This window comes from Aminobacter sp. MET-1 (assembly GCF_026521175.1).
GTDB lineage: Bacteria > Pseudomonadota > Alphaproteobacteria > Rhizobiales > Rhizobiaceae > Aminobacter.
The window spans coordinates 142,883-159,122 of sequence record NZ_JAMSHL010000006.1 but is presented as its reverse complement, the minus strand read 5'-3'; the positions used below and the strand labels follow the sequence as shown (position 1 = coordinate 159,122).

Genomic DNA, 16,240 nt, shown 5'->3' with positions numbered 1-16,240 from the left:
GCAATAAGGCACAGGCCCGAAAATCGGTACCGAATTCCGGGCCGGTCTGTCATGCGCAAGACGCAATGGTTGTCGGCTAGTCCTCGAAGCGCACCAGCACCGTGCCGTCGGTCACCTGCGCGCCCTCGGTGGCGATCTCCTGGATCACGCCGTCATGGGTAGCGGCGATGGTGTGCTCCATCTTCATCGCCTCCAGCACCAATAGCGGCTGGCCCTTGCTCACCTTGTCGCCCTTGGCAGCACGCACCAGCTTGACCAACCCGGGCATCGGCGCGCGCATGCTCGACGTGCCTTCGCCGATTTCGGCGGCGCGGGCGAAGGGATCGCTGATGGCGAAGTCAAAGGAGCGGCCGTTCTCGAACACGGTGACATGCCCCGGCCACACAGCCACGGTGGCACCAGCAGTGTCGTTGACACCGGCCTTGAGCACAAACCCGTCGCTGCCCTCTGATGTCACCTCGAAACGGCCGTCCGGCCGTGCCGCGACGTGGGCGACGATGTCGGTGCTGCCATAGGCAAGCGAAACGCGCCGCGACATCGGGTTGAAATGGGCATAGCCCGGCAGGCTGGCCCAAGGGTTGTTTTCCGCTTCCAGCGCCTTCGCCCCGCTTGCTGCAAGTGCTGCCAGCGCAACCGCCCGGCCGCTCGGCACCGCAGTCGTCGTCAGCGCCTCCTGCTTGCGGCCAATCAGGCCGGTGTCGACATCGCCGGAGGCAAAGTCCGCATCGGTGGCGAGTGCCGCGAGGAACGTGGCGTTGGTCACGCAGCCCGCTACCTCCGTCCGCTGCACCGCTTGAGCAAGTGCTGCCAGCGCCGTTGCGCGGTCAGGTCCATGCGTCACCAGCTTGGCGATCATCGGGTCGTAGTAGGGCGGGATGGCATCGCCTTGGCGCACGCCGGTTTCAACCCGCAATGCGGTTCCGGGCGCCGCCTCCGTCGGGAAGCTGAGATGGTGCAGCGTGCCGATCGCCGGCAGGAACCCCTTGGCCGGATCCTCGGCATACAGCCGCGCCTCGAAGGCGTGGCCGGAGAGCGTGATGTCATCCTGCGTTGCAGGCAGCACTTCGCCGGAAGCGACGCGCAGCTGCCATTCAACGAGATCGACGCCGGTCACCATCTCGGTCACCGGATGCTCGACCTGTAGGCGCGTGTTCATCTCCATGAACCAGAACCGGTCGGGCTTCAGCCCATCCGAGGCATCGATGATGAATTCGATTGTACCCGCGCCCGAATAGTTGATTGCCTTGGCGGCTTTCACGGCGGCGTTGGTCATCGCCGCGCGCAGCTCGGCCGTCATGCCGGGAGCAGGGGCCTCCTCGATCACCTTCTGGTGGCGGCGCTGGGCCGAGCAGTCGCGCTCGAACAGGTGCACGGCGTTGCCAAAATTGTCGCCGAACACCTGCACCTCGATATGGCGCGGCTTGTCGACATATTTCTCGACCAGCACCCGGTCGTCGCCGAAGGCTGCCTTGGCCTCGCGCCGTGCCCCCGACAGCGCGTCGGCGAAATCGTCGGGATGGTCGACGCGGCGCATGCCCTTTCCGCCGCCGCCGGCACGCGCCTTGATCAGCACGGGATAGCCGATCTCGCGCGCCTTGCTGGCAAGGATGACGATCTCCTGCGCTTCGCCGTGATAGCCGGGCACAACAGGTACGCCGGCCTTTTCCATCAGCCGCTTGGCCGCATCCTTCAGCCCCATGGCGCGGATCGAGGCCGCCGACGGGCCGATGAAGACCAGCCCTGCCGCCGTCACCTGGTCGACAAAATCTGGGTTTTCCGACAGGAAGCCATAACCCGGATGGATGGCTTCCGCGCCCGTCGCCTTGGCAGCCGCGATGATGACGTCGCCGCGGAGATAGCTTTCTGCCACGGGAGAGGGGCCGATATGCACGGCCTCGTCGGCCATCGCCACGTGCAGTGCGCGCGCATCCGCATCCGAACAGACGGCCACCGTCTTCACGCCCAGCTTGCGGGCGGTTCGGATGACACGGCAGGCGATCTCGCCCCGGTTGGCGATGAGGATTTTCGAGAACATCATTCCCCCGAAATGAAGTGAAGCAACAAAAGGAGCGCGCTAGTCATGCTCGCTCCCAAGAGCGGCAAGTGCTGCGCGATGAAGAGCGGCGGCGTCCGGCGAGAAGCAGCACAAGGTGACATGCGACGGCTTGGCCGATTCTTTCAGGAATGCGGCAACCGTGCCAACGGCGATCTTTGCAGCCGCCTCCGCCGGAAAACGATAGACGCCGGTCGAGATGGACGGAAAAGCGATCGTATCAAGCGCGTGCTTCGCTGCGAGTTGAAGTGAGGTGGCGTAGCAAGAGGCCAGGAGCGCGTGCTCACTGCTCTTGCCACCGTTCCACACGGGGCCAACCGTATGGATGATGAACTTGGCGGGGAGCCGGTAGCCCTTGGTCATCTTGGCTTCGCCGACCTTGCAGCCATTCAGCATCCGGCATTCAAACTCCAGATCGGGGCCTGCGGCCCGGTGGATCGCGCCGTCGACGCCTCCGCCGCCCAACAGCGACGAGTTGGCTGCGTTGACGATGGCGTCGACGTCGAGCGTGGTGATGTCGGCGACGATGATCGAGACGCGCTGTGTCATGCGGCCCGTGCCTCCCGGGCGCCACAATGGGGTGCACGAACTTCACGCTGACACCCGATGTCGGCAGTGAAAAGCAAAACTGATTGCAAAAATGGATCGGTTATGCGATCCAGCAACCGGTTGCAATTTGAAAGCATAAGGGAGCCAGCATGTGCAAGATTATCGCCTGGAACCTGATGACCCTCGATGGCTACTTCGAGGGGACCAGCCCCTGGGACCTCGCCTTCCACACTAGCGTCTGGGGTGAAGAGCTCGAGGCCTTCTCGCTGGAACAGGGCGCCGATATCGGCGCGCTGCTGTTCGGCCGCAAGACCTATGAAGGCATGGCGAGCTACTGGTCCAAGGAAACCGGCGCCATCGCCGACATGATGAACGGCCTCGAAAAGATCGTCGCCTCGCGCACGCTGAAGGAGGCGGCCTGGAACAACAGCCGCCTGCTCGACGGTGCCGTGCCCGAAGCGATCGAGCGGCTCAAGCGCGAGCCCGGCAAGGACGTCTATGTCTTCGGCAGCGCCGACCTGCTCGACAGCTTGCTCTCCCATGGCCTCGTCGACGAATACCGGCTTTGCCTCGCCCCCGTCGTGCTCGGCGCCGGCAACCCGCTGTTCAAGCCCGGCCGCGGGCTCGCCATGAAGCTCGGCAAGACCACGCCGCTCAAGACGGGTGGCGTCATCCTGCACTATCTGCCGCAGGCGGCTGGCTGAACCGTAATGTTGCGGGCGGTCGCTCAAAGCTCCTGCATCCTTCCCCGAAGTGCCGCTCCACGTGGGTGCGGCACTTCCGTCACATCCTAAACACGCCGAATTTGGTGTCGCCGACCGGCGCGTTGAGCGCCGCAGACAGGCTGAGCGCCAGCACCTCGCGCGTCCTCGCCGGGTCGATGATTCCGTCGTCCCACAGCCGCGCCGACGAATAGAGCGGGTGTCCCTCGCGCTCGTATTTCTCAAGGATCGGGGCGCGGAACTCGGCCTCTTCCTCTTTCGACCAGGTGCCGCCCTTGCGTTCAATGCCCTCGCGCTTGACCATGGCAAGCACGGTCGCCGCCTGCTCGCCGCCCATGACGGAGATGCGGGCGTTCGGCCACATCCACAGGAAACGGGGCGAGTAGGCGCGGCCACACATGCCGTAATTGCCGGCGCCGAACGAGCCGCCGATGATGATGGTCACCTTCGGCACCTGCGCGGTCGCCACTGCCGTCACCAGCTTGGCGCCGTCCTTGGCGATGCCGCCGGCCTCGTATTTTGCGCCGACCATGAAGCCGGTGATGTTCTGCAGGAACACCAGCGGGATCTTGCGCTGGCAGCACAGTTCGATGAAATGCGCGCCCTTCAGCGCGCTCTCCGAAAACAGCACGCCGTTGTTGGCGATGATGCCGACAGGCATACCGTGGATATGGGCAAAGCCCGTCACCAGGGTCGTGCCGTAGTTCTGCTTGAACTCGTCGAACTCCGAGCCGTCGACCGTGCGCGCAATCACCTCGCGCACGTCATAGGGCTGTCTTAGGTCGGCGGGGATGACGCCATAGACCTCTTCCGGCGCATGAACCGGCGGAATCGATTTCTGCAAGACGAGCCCGATGTCTTTCTTCCGATTCAGGTTTTTGACGATACGCCTGACGATCGCCAGGGCGTGCTCATCGTCGACGGCATAGTGGTCGGCGACACCTGATACCCGTGTGTGCAGGTCCGCCCCGCCAAGCTCTTCGGCACTCACATCCTCGCCCGTTGCCGCCTTCACCAAGGGCGGACCTGCAAGAAAGATGGTCGCCTGGTTTCGCACCATGACAGTCTCGTCCGACATCGCCGGCACATAGGCACCGCCCGCGGTGCACGAGCCCATCACGCAGGCGATCTGCGGAATGCCCGCCGCCGACATGTTGGCCTGGTTGAAGAAGATGCGGCCGAAATGGTCGCGGTCGGGGAAAACCTCATCCTGGTTGGGCAGGTTGGCTCCGCCGGAATCGACAAGGTAGATGCAGGGCAGATTGTTCTGCAGCGCGATCTCCTGCGCCCTAAGATGCTTCTTCACCGTCATCGGATAATAGGTGCCGCCTTTCACCGTGGCGTCGTTGACGACGATCATCACCTCTGTGCCCTCGACCCGGCCGATGCCGGCGATCACGCCCGCCGACGCGATGTCGCCGCCATAGAGTCCCCACGCCGCGAACTGGCCGACCTCGAGGAAAGGCGAGCCAGCATCCAGCAACTGTGCCAGCCTTTCACGTGGCAGGAGCTTGCCGCGCGAAGTATGTCGCTTGCGGGCATCTTCCGTGCCGCCGAGCTCGACATGTCGGGCCTTCTCCTTGATGTCGGCCACCAGCCCGCGCAGCCGCGCCGCATTGACCTTGAAGCTTTCGGAGGAGGGGGACAGCTGGGAATGAAGTGTCGGCATTTTTCCTCGTCTTTCCTTCAATATCACCAGCGCCGGGCAGGCGCGGCCGCCCGGTGACAGGCGCTGGGTGTAGGCGCGCTACTTGCCCGCAAGCTCATGGTCGAACGGCATCGAGTCGAGATTGAGTCCGTCGTAAAACCATCGGGCGCGATCGGGCCAGGCCCCTGATGCATCCCTGCCACACTGTATCGCTCTCGACATTCCCATGCGTCAACATGACTTGCGTCCTGCAATCCCTGCGACTATGTAGCCCGCCCATTCAACCCAAGGAGGTCTGTCATGTCAGCGCGATCGAAATCGACACATTCCGTGCCGGTTGTCGCTTTGCGCCCGGCTGACAGGTTCTCGATGAGGTTGAACGGCTATGGCACGTTCCAGAATAAGGCGCCGGCACGAAGCCGAGCGCGAACGAATTGCTGCTTATGAAGCGACGCTCAGGCAGGTCGTCCGACCGCTTCGCCAGCCGCCCGATTTCAAGCGGGCGCTGGACGAGGCGTTCGCCGGCTTTGGCAACGCCATCCGCCACCGCGACGCCTGGCATCCGCAGCTCAAGACGCGTGACCCCGGACGGCTGCGGCTGGCTGCCGCGCGCCATCTTTTCGCGGTCTACCCCGTGGCGGCACATCTCGAGCACATCTGGCTCGACGGCGGCGGCCTCGACGCCAACGAGATCAGGCTGCGCAAGCGCTGGTATGTCGCCGCGGCCGGCGGACAGTCGCTGTACAAGGCCGGCGCCGGCGAGTGGCTGACGCGCAAGGAGGTCCATTGCTTCCTCAACCCGCCGGCGGTGCTCGACTTCTGCGAGACCTTCTGGCTGGCGATCGCACGCACCTATGCCGACGATCTCGGCGTCGCCCAGCGCATTGCCCGATCGAAGATCTCGCGCACGCCGAGAGGCGAGCTTGCCTTTTGGCGGGAGGCGGCGCGCTTCTTTGTCGTCAATCCGCTGCCGGTCGAAGAGATCGACGACCTCTGCGACTATCTCGCGGCGCGTCTCGAGCGCGACCGGCAATACAGCCTGCGCGGGCGCACGCTGGCCTCGCTGGAGCGCCAGATGCGGGACTGGCACCGTGACATCGCGATGGTCGCCCGCATCAGGGCTGCCCAACGGCAGGCCGAGATCCGGCGAGGCAGCAATGGTCAGGACGAAGGCGGCTGGGCCGGCTCGCCGCTTGCCAACTGGTCCTGGCGTCCAAGCGACAGAAAGGCCAGCACCCGTGGCGAGGAGTTCGCGGTGGTGCAGATCACCAAGGCGGACGACCTCGTCGCCGAAAGCCGAGCCATGCATCACTGCGTCTGGACCTATGCCGCAAAATGCATCGCCGGCCATGCCTCCATCTGGTCGTTGCGGCGGAAGGGCGTCGGTCGGGCGGATCGCATGCTGACGATCGAGCTCGACCCGCGCAACCGCGCCGTCCAGGTCCGCGGCTTCGGCAACCGGACGGCCAGGCAGGACGAACTGCAGATTCTTGGGCGCTGGGCGCAGGCGAGGGGGGTGACGCTTGTCGAGCATTGAAAATCAGCCCTGCGCGGCATTGTCGCGCAGGGTCACTCCCCCATGATCTCGCGACCGATCAGCCAGCGCCTGATCTCGCTTGTGCCGGCGCCGATCTCGTAGAGCTTGGCGTCGCGCAGCAGCCGGCCTGTCGGATAGTCGTTGATGTAGCCATTGCCGCCGAGCAACTGAATTGCATCCAGCGCCATCAGCGTTGCCTTTTCGGCGGCAAACAGCACGCATCCGGCGGCGTCCTTGCGTGTCGTCTGGCCGCGGTCGCAGGCGGCGGCGACGGCGTAGACATAGGCGCGCGCCGCATTCATCGTCGAATACATGTCGGCGAGCTTGCCCTGCACCAGCTGGAATTCTCCGATCGGCTGGCCGAACTGCTTGCGGTCATGCACATAAGGTACGGCAACGTCCAAACACGCCGCCATGATGCCGATCGGCCCGCCGGCCAGCACCACGCGCTCATAGTCCAGGCCCGACATCAGCACTTCGACGCCGCTGCCTTCCTGGTGCAGCACGTTTTCGAACGGCACCTCGACATTGTCGAACACCAGCTCGCCGGTGTTGGAGCCGCGCATGCCGAGCTTGTCGAGCTTCTGGGCGACCGAAAAGCCCTTCATCGTCTTTTCGACAATAAAGGCAGTGATGCCGCGCGACTTCCGGTCGGGGTCGGTCTTCGCATAGACCACCAGCGTGTCGGCGTCCGGCCCGTTGGTGATCCACATCTTCGAGCCGTTCAGCACATAGGCGTCATTGTGCTTCTCGGCGCGGAGCCGCATCGACACGACATCCGAACCCGAGCCGCTTTCCGACATGGCGAGCGCGCCGACATTCTCGCCCGAGCATAGTTTTGGCAGGTACTTCGCCTTCTGCTCCGCCGTGCCCCAACGCTTGATCTGGTTGACGCAGAGGTTCGAATGCGCGCCGTAGGACAGACCGACCGAGGCCGAGGCGCGGGAGATTTCCTCGACCGCCACGACATGGGCGACATAGCCCATGTCGGAGCCGCCATATTCGCTTTCGGCGGTGATGCCGAGCAGGCCGAGCGCGCCCAGTTCCTGCCAGAGTTCGGCAGGAAACTCGTTGGACCGGTCGATGTCGGCAGCCATCGGCGCAAGGCGCTCCTGGGCAAAGCGCCGGACCATTTCGCGCAGGCTGTCGACGTCCTCACCGAGCCCGAAGTTCAGCGTCCTGTCGTACATGGCGTTCCTCCGTATTGGTCTTGGCGCCAGTCAGGCGCATCGTCATTGCGAGGTAGGTCGCGGTCACTTCATTGACCGAAAGCCGCTCGTCGGGGCGGAACCACACGATCACGCCCGTGATCATCTGGATGATCGCCATAGCCGTCAGCCCGGTGTCGTCAACTTCGAGCAGCCGCAGCTCCGCGCCATCGCGCAGGATGGTCCTGAGCTCCTTCTCATAGGCCGTGCGCAGCTTCAGGATCGTCGTCAGATTGTCACGCGAAAGGCTGCGCAGCTCCATATTGGACACGTGCGTCGCGTGCCGGCGCTCGACATGAAAGCGGATGTGGTTGGTGACGAACGCCGTCAGCCGCGCCACCGGATCGTCATTGTCGGGGTGGGAGTTCGCCCATTCGGCCAACAGCGCCTCCATGTGCTCGCGCATCAGCGTGAACAACAGGTCTTCCTTGGTCGGAAAATAGCGGTAGAGCGCCGCCGCCTGTACGCCCACTTCGGCGGCCAGCTGGCGCATGGTCACGGCCTCGAAGCCGTGGCGGGCAATAAGGGCCACAGAGGCGTCGCGGATCGCCGCTTCGGTCCTTTCGCCGTCCGAACCTGCCGTGCGCGCCATAGGGCATCCTCCCGATGACAAGAGTAATAAAACGAACGTTAAATTAATTCAAGAGATGACCGGAAGAGTCGAGACTGGCTTTGCCGCCTCAGTCGCTGCGGAAGGCGCGGCTTGCCTGGTCGGTCAGCGGCTTGAACAGGTAGGAGAGCACAGTCCTGTCGGTGGTCTTGAGGAACACCTCGGCCGGCATCCCTGGCTTGAGTTCAAGAGAACCTGCCTGCTGCAGGCTCGGTGCCGACAGTGCGATGCGCACGGCATAGTAGGATAGGCCCGCCTTCTGGTCCTCGATCAGGTCGGGCGATATCCTGTTCACCTCGCCTTCGACCTCCGGCGTGGTCTGCTGGTTGAAGGCAGAGAGCCGGAGTGTCGCCGGCTGCCCGACATGCACCTGGTCGATGTCCTGCGGCGCCACGCGCGCCTCCACCACCAGCGCATCCGCTGTCGGCACGATCTGCATGATGGCTTCGCCGGGCGCGATCACCCCGCCAACTGTGTGAACCGCGAGCTGGTGCACGCGGCCCGCCTGGGGCGAACGGATGTCGGTCTGCTTCAATGACTGCTCGGCGGCGATCTGGCGCTCGCGCATCTCGCCCGCCTTGGCGTCGATCTCGCGCAACTCGCCGGCAACCTGGCTGCGCATGTCCTGGTCGATCTGAATGATGGCCAGCTCGGTCTCGCTGATGCGGCCGCGTGTCTGTGCCGCGGTGGCGGTCAATGCGCCGTCCTCGCCGGTCAGCTGCGCCTGCGCCCGCTGCCGTTCGGACAGGCGCGACAGCGGCACCAGCTTCTTCTTCCACAACGCCTCGACGCCCTCCAGTTCGGCATCGACAAGCGCTATTTCCTTCTGCTTGCTCTGCTGCTGGGCCTCGATGCCGGCAATCTCCTGCCGGTATTGGGCAATCCGTTCGCGCAACTGCGAGACTTGGCCGTTGCGAGCCTGTTGCCTGAGCGTAAACAGCTTGTTCTCGCCTTCGATCAGCTGAGCGACTTGCGGGTCCGAGGCGTGGTCGCGCAGTTCGGCGGGGTAGGCGACCTCGGCCGCTCCGTCGCGTTCGGCGATCAGTCGTGCCCGTCGCGCTGCAAGTTCTGCGAGGCCGTTGTCGAAGACCGCCAGATTGGCCTTGGCCACCGTGTCGTCGAGCCTGACAAGCACGTCACCTTCCGAAACCATGCTGCCATTGTGCACATTGAGCGCGCCGACCACGCCACCCTGCGGATGCTGCACTGCCTTGACGCTGGAATCGACCACAAGATGTCCGCCGGCGACGACGGCGCCGGACAGCGAACTCGTTGCCGCCCACAGGCCAAGCCCGCCAACAAGCACGACGGCTGCGAATCCACCGAGCCTGACGTTGCGCCGGATAGCCGCCCGCAATCTCTGCTGCTGCGGGCTCGCCCCGTCAACTGGCGTGGCGCCGCGGTCGAGCAGGGCAAGGGCGCTCGTTTGGGCGGAAGCGACCAACTGGCGTGTCCTCGCCAAGCCCTGCTGGGCGGATGTGCTGGTTAAGAGGCTCATGATGCCCCCGCTGCGCGTTCGTTTGCCACGGCATGCAACGGTGCTGGCTGCATTGCTTGGCGGGCAACGTCGCTCTTGAGGCCGAACGCCTGCTGCCGACCGCCACCGAGCACCAGCAAATGGTCGAGTGCGGCCAGCGCGCTCGGCCGGTGCGCCACCACGATGACGATGCCGCCGCGCGCCCTGATCTTTTCGATCGCCTGCGTCAGTGCCTGTTCGCCTGATGCGTCGAGGTTGGAGTTCGGCTCGTCCAGGACCACCAGGAACGGGTCGCGGTAGAGCGCGCGCGCCAGCGCCACCCTTTGCCTTTGGCCGGCCGACAGGGCAGCACCTGCATCGCCGATCTCGGTCTGGTAGCCGTCAGGCAGCCTCAGGATCATCTCATGTGCACCGGCCGCCTCGGCCGCCGCGATGACCGCCTCGGGCGACGAATCGTCGTCGAAGCGCGAGATGTTCTGCCCCACGGTTCCGGCAAACAACTCGACGTCCTGTGGCAGGTAGCCGACATGGCGGCCGAGCGAACCTGCCGGCCACTGCTCGAGTGCGGCGCCGTCGAGCCGGACCTTGCCGCGCATCAGCGGCCAGACGCCGACCAGGGCGCGTGCCAGCGACGATTTTCCGGAACCGCTCGGTCCGATCACTCCCATGCCGGAGCCCGCCGTGAGTGAGAATTCGACGTCCTGGATGAGAATCCGTCGGTCGCCGGGGGAGGCGACGCCGATGCTTTCGACCGCCAGCACCGCCTTCGGCGCGGGAAGCGCCATTGCGTCTGTTGCCCTGGGCATGGCGGCAAACAGGCCGTCAAGCCGCTGCCAGCCCTGGCGCGCGGCGAGGAAGCTTTTCCAGTGGGCGATGGCTGCCTCGATCGGCGCCAGCGCCCGCGAGGTCAGGATCGAGCTGGCGATGATGATTCCAGGCGTCGCCTGCTGGTAGATGACGAGATAGGCGCCCAGCGCCAACACCATCGACTGCAGCATCATTCGCAGGATGCGCGACACCGCGCCGAAACCGCCGGTGATGTCGCTGGCGCGTTCCTGCGCGGCGCGGAAATCGCCGTTCGCGCTCGTCCAGCGCCTGGCAAGGTTCACGCCCATGCCCATGGCGGTCAGCACCTCTGCGTTGCGCACGCTTGCCTGGGCTATCGCGCCGCGCCGGGCACTCAGGTCGGACATCGATTTTGTTGGTGCCCGCACCAGCCGGTCGGCCAGAACAGTCAACAGGATCAGGAGGATGGCGCCTGCAAGCGCCGCCACGCCGATCCACGGATGGAACAGAAAACAGATCAGGACATAGAGCGGGATCCACGGCAGGTCGAAGAGTGAGGCCGGCCCGCCACCGGACAGAAAGCCGCTAACCTGATCGAGATCGCGCAGCGCCTGCAGGCCTTCGCCGCGGTCGCGAATGCGTAGCGGCAGGCGCACGATGCAGTCGAACACGCGGCCCGAAATCAACTCATCGATGCCGGCGCCAACGCGCGTCAGCACCCGGGCGCGCACAGTTTCGAGCACGCCCTGGAAGGCATAGAGCACGGCCACCATGACGATCAGTGCCACCAGCGTCGGCACGCTGCGGCTCGGCAGCACCCGGTCGTAGACCTGCAGCATGAACAGCGAGCCGGACAGCATCAGCACGTTGATGAGGCCGCTGAAGCCGGCGACAGCGATGAAGGTGCCGCGGAACGAGGCCAGTGCCGAGCCGAGTTCCGAACGTCCGGAACGGGACGCCGTCGAGAACGATTGGGTCAGGGGGATCCCTCTCAATTGCCTTGGGGCGCGACCGGCGGGGGAGTGTTCGCCCGCCGGCCGCCGTAGTCAGCTTGCGTCAGGCAACAACGTCGCCGTGGTGATGGCCCTGATGGGCGGCCATCTGCGCCAAAATCTTGGCGACAGTGGCCTGCGCTGCGTCGCCGGCGTCGGTCATTACATCGGCAGGCATGTGCGCCTGCAGCGCGGCAATTGCCTGGTCGACGGCCTGGTGGACATGGCCGCCGTCGATGAGATCGCCGGCATGCTCGGCGTTCACATGATTTGCCACCTTGGCGCCGAAGGCGAACTGGTCGCCGTGAAGGGCAACCGTGTGTTTGGCCGGACTGTCCGTCGTGGTTGCAAACTTGCTCGCCGCGCGGCTTGCGTGGTGGTCGTTGCCGAAACCATCCATGTTCTTGAAGAAGTCGGTCAGCCAGGCATTTCCAGGCTTGCTGACAGGCGTATTGCCGGCGTCGGCGTTGCCCGCAACGGTCTTGTCGGTCGTGACGGGCTGCGTCGAAGGCGCAGTGGCGATGTCGCCTGCGGGATTGTCCGCGGAAGCGGTGGCGGCCAGTGTTCCCGACTTCGCCGCCGGATTGAACAGGTCAAGCTTCACGTTCTTGGTGCCGATGGTCACAGTCTTCGTCGTCGTGGCGACGTTTGCGCCGGCGAACGTCACCGTGTAGGTGCCCGGCTTCAGCACGAGGTCATAACCGCCGGCCGCCGATGTCGTGGTCTTGAAGGTCTGGCCCGCGGCGTTCTTGGCGGTGATGGTGATGGCACCCAGTCCTTCGCCCGGATCGTAGAAGCGGTCGCCGTCCTTGTCGCCATAGGCCACGCCGGTCAGGAACAGGTCGGAGCCGGTCTTGCCGAAATCCTCGGTCACGAAGGCACTCTGCCGGCCCTGGTAGTCTCCGACCTCGAAGCCGAGGCCGACCTCGCGGAAGTTGGGGTTGAGGATGTTCGCCCGATGGCCGGACGAATTCATCAGGTTGGTGTGAAGCAGCTTCACTTCGTCGACATAACCTGTCGGTGCGCGCGTTGTCGCCCAGGCGATGTTCTCGCCCGTCGCCCACGAGCCGGAGAGCGTATAGCCCGCCGCCTTCATGCGCGTCGTCGGCGACGAGCCGCCGGAGCCGGTGTGCGAGAAGGTGTCGGTCGCCAGCATCCACTGGTCGTGGCCTTCGGCCGCTTCGCTGAGGTCGTTGTCGAATGCCAGAGGCTGGGCGCCTACCTTGGCGCGTTCCGCGTTGATGAGCTCGAGCAAATACTGCTCGTTGGCGCTGTGCTGAGGCATAGGGTCTCCCCGTTGGTTCTGATTGCTGTTGAACCCCCAGTGTCCCCGTCCGCCCGACATCCGGCCTAGGCAGGAAGTGTGTTGATGATGCGGCGCTCGAATGAATAAATTAGGATGTGCGCATGTATCTTCGCGCGGCCTGACGCCGCGTGAAGCCGGACATGTATCCCTGGTTGAGGACGTCTGTCGTCAGGCGCCGCGTGCAGCGGCAATCGCCTTCGGGAGTTCCTCGGCGAAGATGTCGATCTCGTGATCCAGGCCCACGCTGACGCGGATGCATCGATCGAGCACCGGCGCCATCGGCTTGCGAATGAACACGTCGCGGGCAAGTAGGTTGCGCATGATGGCGAGCGCAAAGCTCGAATCCGCGCCGCAGTCGACGGTCACGAAATTGGTACCCGAGGGCAGCGGCTTCAGCCCGTTGTCCGTGGCGATCTTGGCTATGCGCCTGCGCCCGGCGTCCACCTTGGTGACGACCTCGGCCAGATAGGCCTGGTCGGCGAGTGCTTCCTCGCCTGCGATCTGCGCCATGCGGCTGACGCCATAGTGATTGCGTACTTTCTCGAAGTCGGAAATCACCTCGGCATCGCCGAAAGCGTAACCGCAGCGAATGCCGGCGAGGCCGTAAGCCTTGGAGAAGGTGCGCATGCGCACGACGTTGGGCCGGGAAATGTCGACCGGCGGCAGCGCCGAGGCCAGTGCCGTCTCGCCATAGGCCTCGTCGAGGATCAGCGTCGTCGTTTCCGGCAGCTGTTCGACGAAACGCAGGATCTCGTTCGCCTCCCACCAGCTGCCCATTGGGTTGTCGGGGTTGGAAAGATAGACAACCGGTGCGTTTTCGCGCCTTGCCGCGTCCAGAAGGCCCTGCAGGTCTTCCTTGTCGTCGCGGAACGGCACCGGCACCAGCCGCCCTCCCACGCTGGCAACGTGGAAATTGAAGGTGGGGTAGGCGCCCAGCGAGGTGACGACTGGCGTGCCTTCGGTGGCGTACATGCGCACGACGAGATTGAGCAGACCGTCGATGCCTTCACCGACGACAACATTTTCAGCGCCGATGCCGAGATGGCGGGCCAGCGCAACCTTCAGGTCGTAATTGTCGGGGTCGCAATATTTCCACATCTCGGCCGCCGCTTGTTCCATGCGGGCGATGACGCGCGGCGAGGGGCCGAAGCCGCTTTCATTGGCGCCCATGCGCGCTCGGAACGGCCTGCCGCGCTCGCGCTCCTGTGCTTCAGGCCCGACAAAAGGCACGGTGACGGGCAGGGCGCGGATGACGGGAGTGAGGAGCGGCCGTACGGGCATCGGTGTCGAACTCTATGGCTGGCAGAGAGCCGCATCTCGTTCAAGCGCGGCAAGGTTGATTGTGCTTGAGCCTATACGACAAAAAATGCGGTATTTGCATGCGCTTTGTACGATGGGTGACAATTGCTTCCGGCTTTTGAGGCCCGAACATGTGCTGCGCGCAAGGCCGATTGATGGCTGGCTGGCGGAAGAAATCTACGGGAGCGATCCGGTCCTTCCGACCTTGCTGCCTCCTTGAGCGCTTGGGCGCATACTGAGGCAATAAGAACGGCCCGGGTCTCGACGAAACCCGGGCCGTCTTTTGGCTAAACGTGTCGTTCGATTAGAACGATGCGTCGAGGCGCAGGAAGCCGGCGAACGAGCCGTCGGTTGCCTTGTAGCTGTCGCCGTCGGTGTAGTTGACGGCCAGCTTGGCGTCGAGGTTCTGGACGATGTTGTAGTCGACAACCGCGCCGACGACCCAGTCGTTGCCGCCGGCGAAGCCCGTGACCAGAGCGGTGTCGTAGCGATCGCCGAGGTACTGGCCGCCAACGGTCAGCGCCAGCTTCTCGTTGACCTGGTACACGACGTCGCCGCCGACCGACCACTCGTAGCCGATGCCGTAGAAGCTGTCGGCCGAATCGTAGCTGGCGATTGCCTTCAGCGTGATGGCATCCGTCGCCTTGAAGCGAGCGATTGCCTTCAGAGCATACTCTTCCGCGATCGAGTCGTAAGCGGCGAAGAGGTCGACGCCACCCCAGCCCTGGACAACCGATGCCTTGCCGGTGATGTTCGGGGTGTAGGACTGGTTGTTCTCGGCAACTTCGAGGCCTGCGCTCAGCGCGATGCCGTTGCCGGCGTCGAAGGTGTAGCGGACCTGGTTGATGCGGTCGCCGCCAGCGAGTCCATTCCGCTTGGCCTACGCATTGCCAGTCGATGGTATCGATCTGAAGTGCAGGGTCTTTGCCGAATGGCACGCAATATGGGAGTTCGAATGGTGCATGCGCCGACCGGCGCGCAGGACCCGGTCGCTCGTTCATCAATGCCCGCTGTTCCGCTTCCGCCTTAACGTGAAGCCGGCGGATCACGGGCTCAACCGCGGATTTGGCGTCGCGTAAAGCTGGCTCAGAAAGCGGATTTCCTTAGAGGCGGCTTGCGACAGTCGACGCGGACACGCGGGTGTTTGCGCTCAGTGTCTCTCCAGCACCACCACGCAACGGTCGAGATCGTTTGTCGCCAGGTGCGCATAGCGCATAGTCATGGTCAGTGTCTGGTGTCCGAGCCACATCTGCACGCGGCGGATGTCGATGCCGCCCTGGACCAGTCGCGAAGCGCATGTGTGACGCAGGATGTGCGGCACGACCTGGTCGTCGGTACCGAGACCGACTTCCGCCTTAGCCTCGTTCCAGATGGCTCGGTACTGCGGTTGCGTCAGCATGGCGAAGGGCCCTTTCGGGCGCGGCCCGCGTTCGGCCAGCCACTTCGCCGCCTCCTTGGCGCGCGCCGTCAGCGGAATCGTACGGCTGCGACCTGATTTGGTGATCCAGAAGCTGACGCGCGTTTCCTGCAGGTCGTTCCAGATCAGCCCAAGAGCCTCGCCGAGACGGCATCCGGTATCTACAAGAAAGACGGAGAGGCGGTAGCAATCCTCGCTCTTGGCGCGGATGGCGGCAAACAGCCTGTCCTCTTCCTCGAACTCGAGAAAGCGGATTCGTCCTGCACGCTCTTTCTGGCGGCGGAACTCGGGCAGGCTATGGATATCTCCCATTTTGTAGGCCTTACGCAGTAGTTTGCTCAAAGCGGCCATCTTCCTATTGATGGTCGCGTTGCTGTTACCGCGTTGGCGCAGGGAGCCTATAAGGCCGTCGAGTGTCTCCTGGGAAAATGCACTGAAGCGTTCGCCTAGAAGAATCTCGTCGATCTCGCCCAGGAAGGAGCTGACGTTGTATTTGTGCTTCCCGTCATCCCACAAAATATCTTTGTACGACGCAAAAAGATCTAAAACCCTGTGTGACTTTACTTCTTTTAAGTTATTAAAATTATAAGTAACTTTGCAATTTGCCAACAGGGCGGCTGAATGGTGGCCGCTCAA

Annotated in this window: 13 protein-coding genes; 2 read left to right on the top strand and 11 right to left on the bottom strand. The window is 64.1% G+C overall.

Annotated features, from left to right (window positions below; all coding sequences use genetic code 11):
• Positions 1-76 precede the first annotated feature (76 nt).
• Positions 77-2,035 (bottom strand): acetyl-CoA carboxylase biotin carboxylase subunit, encoded by a 1,959-nt coding sequence (locus tag NDO48_RS11220; protein WP_026226994.1) that lies wholly within the window; start codon positions 2,033-2,035, stop codon positions 77-79.
• Positions 2,036-2,074: 39 nt separating this feature from the next.
• Positions 2,075-2,602: an O-acetyl-ADP-ribose deacetylase gene (locus tag NDO48_RS11215; protein WP_018427007.1), complete on the bottom strand. Its 528-nt coding sequence runs from the start codon at positions 2,600-2,602 to the stop codon at positions 2,075-2,077.
• A 149-nt stretch (positions 2,603-2,751) separates the two neighbouring features.
• On the opposite strand from NDO48_RS11215, the gene NDO48_RS11210 reads away from it, so the two are divergent.
• A complete protein-coding gene (locus NDO48_RS11210) occupies positions 2,752-3,306 on the top strand; it encodes a dihydrofolate reductase family protein (protein ID WP_018427008.1) in 555 nt (184 codons plus the stop codon).
• 79 nt (positions 3,307-3,385) lie between these two features.
• On the opposite strand, the gene NDO48_RS11205 is transcribed toward NDO48_RS11210, so the two are convergent.
• Complete coding sequence (locus tag NDO48_RS11205; RefSeq protein ID WP_018427009.1) at positions 3,386-4,993, bottom strand: carboxyl transferase domain-containing protein; 1,608 nt, start codon at positions 4,991-4,993, stop codon at positions 3,386-3,388.
• Positions 4,994-5,357: 364 nt separating this feature from the next.
• On the opposite strand from NDO48_RS11205, the gene NDO48_RS11200 reads away from it, so the two are divergent.
• Positions 5,358-6,509, top strand: coding sequence for a PcfJ domain-containing protein (locus NDO48_RS11200; RefSeq protein ID WP_018427010.1), 1,152 nt, complete (start codon positions 5,358-5,360; stop codon positions 6,507-6,509).
• 32 nt (positions 6,510-6,541) lie between these two features.
• Here the strand turns inward: NDO48_RS11200 and NDO48_RS11195 are convergent, their stop codons facing one another.
• The 8 genes from NDO48_RS11195 to NDO48_RS11160 all read right to left on the bottom strand — a co-directional run bounded on the left by NDO48_RS11195 (position 6,542) and on the right by NDO48_RS11160 (position 16,213).
• The gene (locus NDO48_RS11195) at positions 6,542-7,699 is read right to left on the bottom strand and encodes an isovaleryl-CoA dehydrogenase (protein ID WP_018427011.1); all 1,158 of its coding nucleotides are present in this window, start codon (positions 7,697-7,699) and stop codon (positions 6,542-6,544) included.
• Complete coding sequence (locus NDO48_RS11190; protein WP_018427012.1) at positions 7,665-8,309, bottom strand: TetR/AcrR family transcriptional regulator; 645 nt, start codon at positions 8,307-8,309, stop codon at positions 7,665-7,667. The genes NDO48_RS11195 and NDO48_RS11190 overlap by 35 nt, the downstream gene beginning before the upstream one ends.
• Positions 8,310-8,397: 88 nt before the next feature.
• On the bottom strand, positions 8,398-9,825 hold the full coding sequence (locus tag NDO48_RS11185; protein WP_081623446.1) for an HlyD family type I secretion periplasmic adaptor subunit: 1,428 nt from the start codon (positions 9,823-9,825) through the stop codon (positions 8,398-8,400).
• Positions 9,822-11,585, bottom strand: a complete 1,764-nt coding sequence (locus NDO48_RS11180; RefSeq protein WP_018427014.1) for a type I secretion system permease/ATPase — start codon at positions 11,583-11,585, stop codon at positions 9,822-9,824. The genes NDO48_RS11185 and NDO48_RS11180 overlap by 4 nt, the downstream gene beginning before the upstream one ends.
• A 61-nt stretch (positions 11,586-11,646) precedes the next feature.
• Complete coding sequence (locus NDO48_RS11175) at positions 11,647-12,867, bottom strand: CAP domain-containing protein (RefSeq protein WP_018427015.1); 1,221 nt, start codon at positions 12,865-12,867, stop codon at positions 11,647-11,649.
• 189 nt (positions 12,868-13,056) lie between these two features.
• On the bottom strand, positions 13,057-14,169 hold the full coding sequence (locus NDO48_RS11170) for a pyridoxal phosphate-dependent aminotransferase (protein WP_018427016.1): 1,113 nt from the start codon (positions 14,167-14,169) through the stop codon (positions 13,057-13,059).
• A 322-nt stretch (positions 14,170-14,491) separates the two neighbouring features.
• On the bottom strand, positions 14,492-15,034 hold the full coding sequence (locus NDO48_RS11165; RefSeq protein WP_081623447.1) for a porin: 543 nt from the start codon (positions 15,032-15,034) through the stop codon (positions 14,492-14,494).
• Between the two features lie 303 nt (positions 15,035-15,337).
• A complete protein-coding gene (locus tag NDO48_RS11160; RefSeq protein ID WP_416377196.1) occupies positions 15,338-16,213 on the bottom strand; it encodes a tyrosine-type recombinase/integrase in 876 nt (291 codons plus the stop codon).
• Between the last annotated feature and the right edge of the window lie 27 nt (positions 16,214-16,240).

Bases quoted from the DNA above. Each gene is read 5' to 3' on its own strand.
- NDO48_RS11220 (WP_026226994.1), bottom strand. From the start codon at position 2,035: ATGTTCTCGAAAATCCTCATCGCCAACCGGGGCGAGATCGCCTGCCGT.
- NDO48_RS11195 (WP_018427011.1), bottom strand. From the start codon at position 7,699: ATGTACGACAGGACGCTGAACTTCGGGCTCGGTGAGGACGTCGACAGC.
- NDO48_RS11170 (WP_018427016.1), bottom strand. From the start codon at position 14,169: ATGCCCGTACGGCCGCTCCTCACTCCCGTCATCCGCGCCCTGCCCGTC.
- NDO48_RS11185 (WP_081623446.1), bottom strand. From the start codon at position 9,825: ATGAGCCTCTTAACCAGCACATCCGCCCAGCAGGGCTTGGCGAGGACA.
- NDO48_RS11210 (WP_018427008.1), top strand. From the start codon at position 2,752: ATGTGCAAGATTATCGCCTGGAACCTGATGACCCTCGATGGCTACTTC.
- NDO48_RS11200 (WP_018427010.1), top strand. From the start codon at position 5,358: ATGGCACGTTCCAGAATAAGGCGCCGGCACGAAGCCGAGCGCGAACGA.
- NDO48_RS11215 (WP_018427007.1), bottom strand. From the start codon at position 2,602: ATGACACAGCGCGTCTCGATCATCGTCGCCGACATCACCACGCTCGAC.
- NDO48_RS11175 (WP_018427015.1), bottom strand. From the start codon at position 12,867: ATGCCTCAGCACAGCGCCAACGAGCAGTATTTGCTCGAGCTCATCAAC.
- NDO48_RS11205 (WP_018427009.1), bottom strand. From the start codon at position 4,993: ATGCCGACACTTCATTCCCAGCTGTCCCCCTCCTCCGAAAGCTTCAAG.
- NDO48_RS11190 (WP_018427012.1), bottom strand. From the start codon at position 8,309: ATGGCGCGCACGGCAGGTTCGGACGGCGAAAGGACCGAAGCGGCGATC.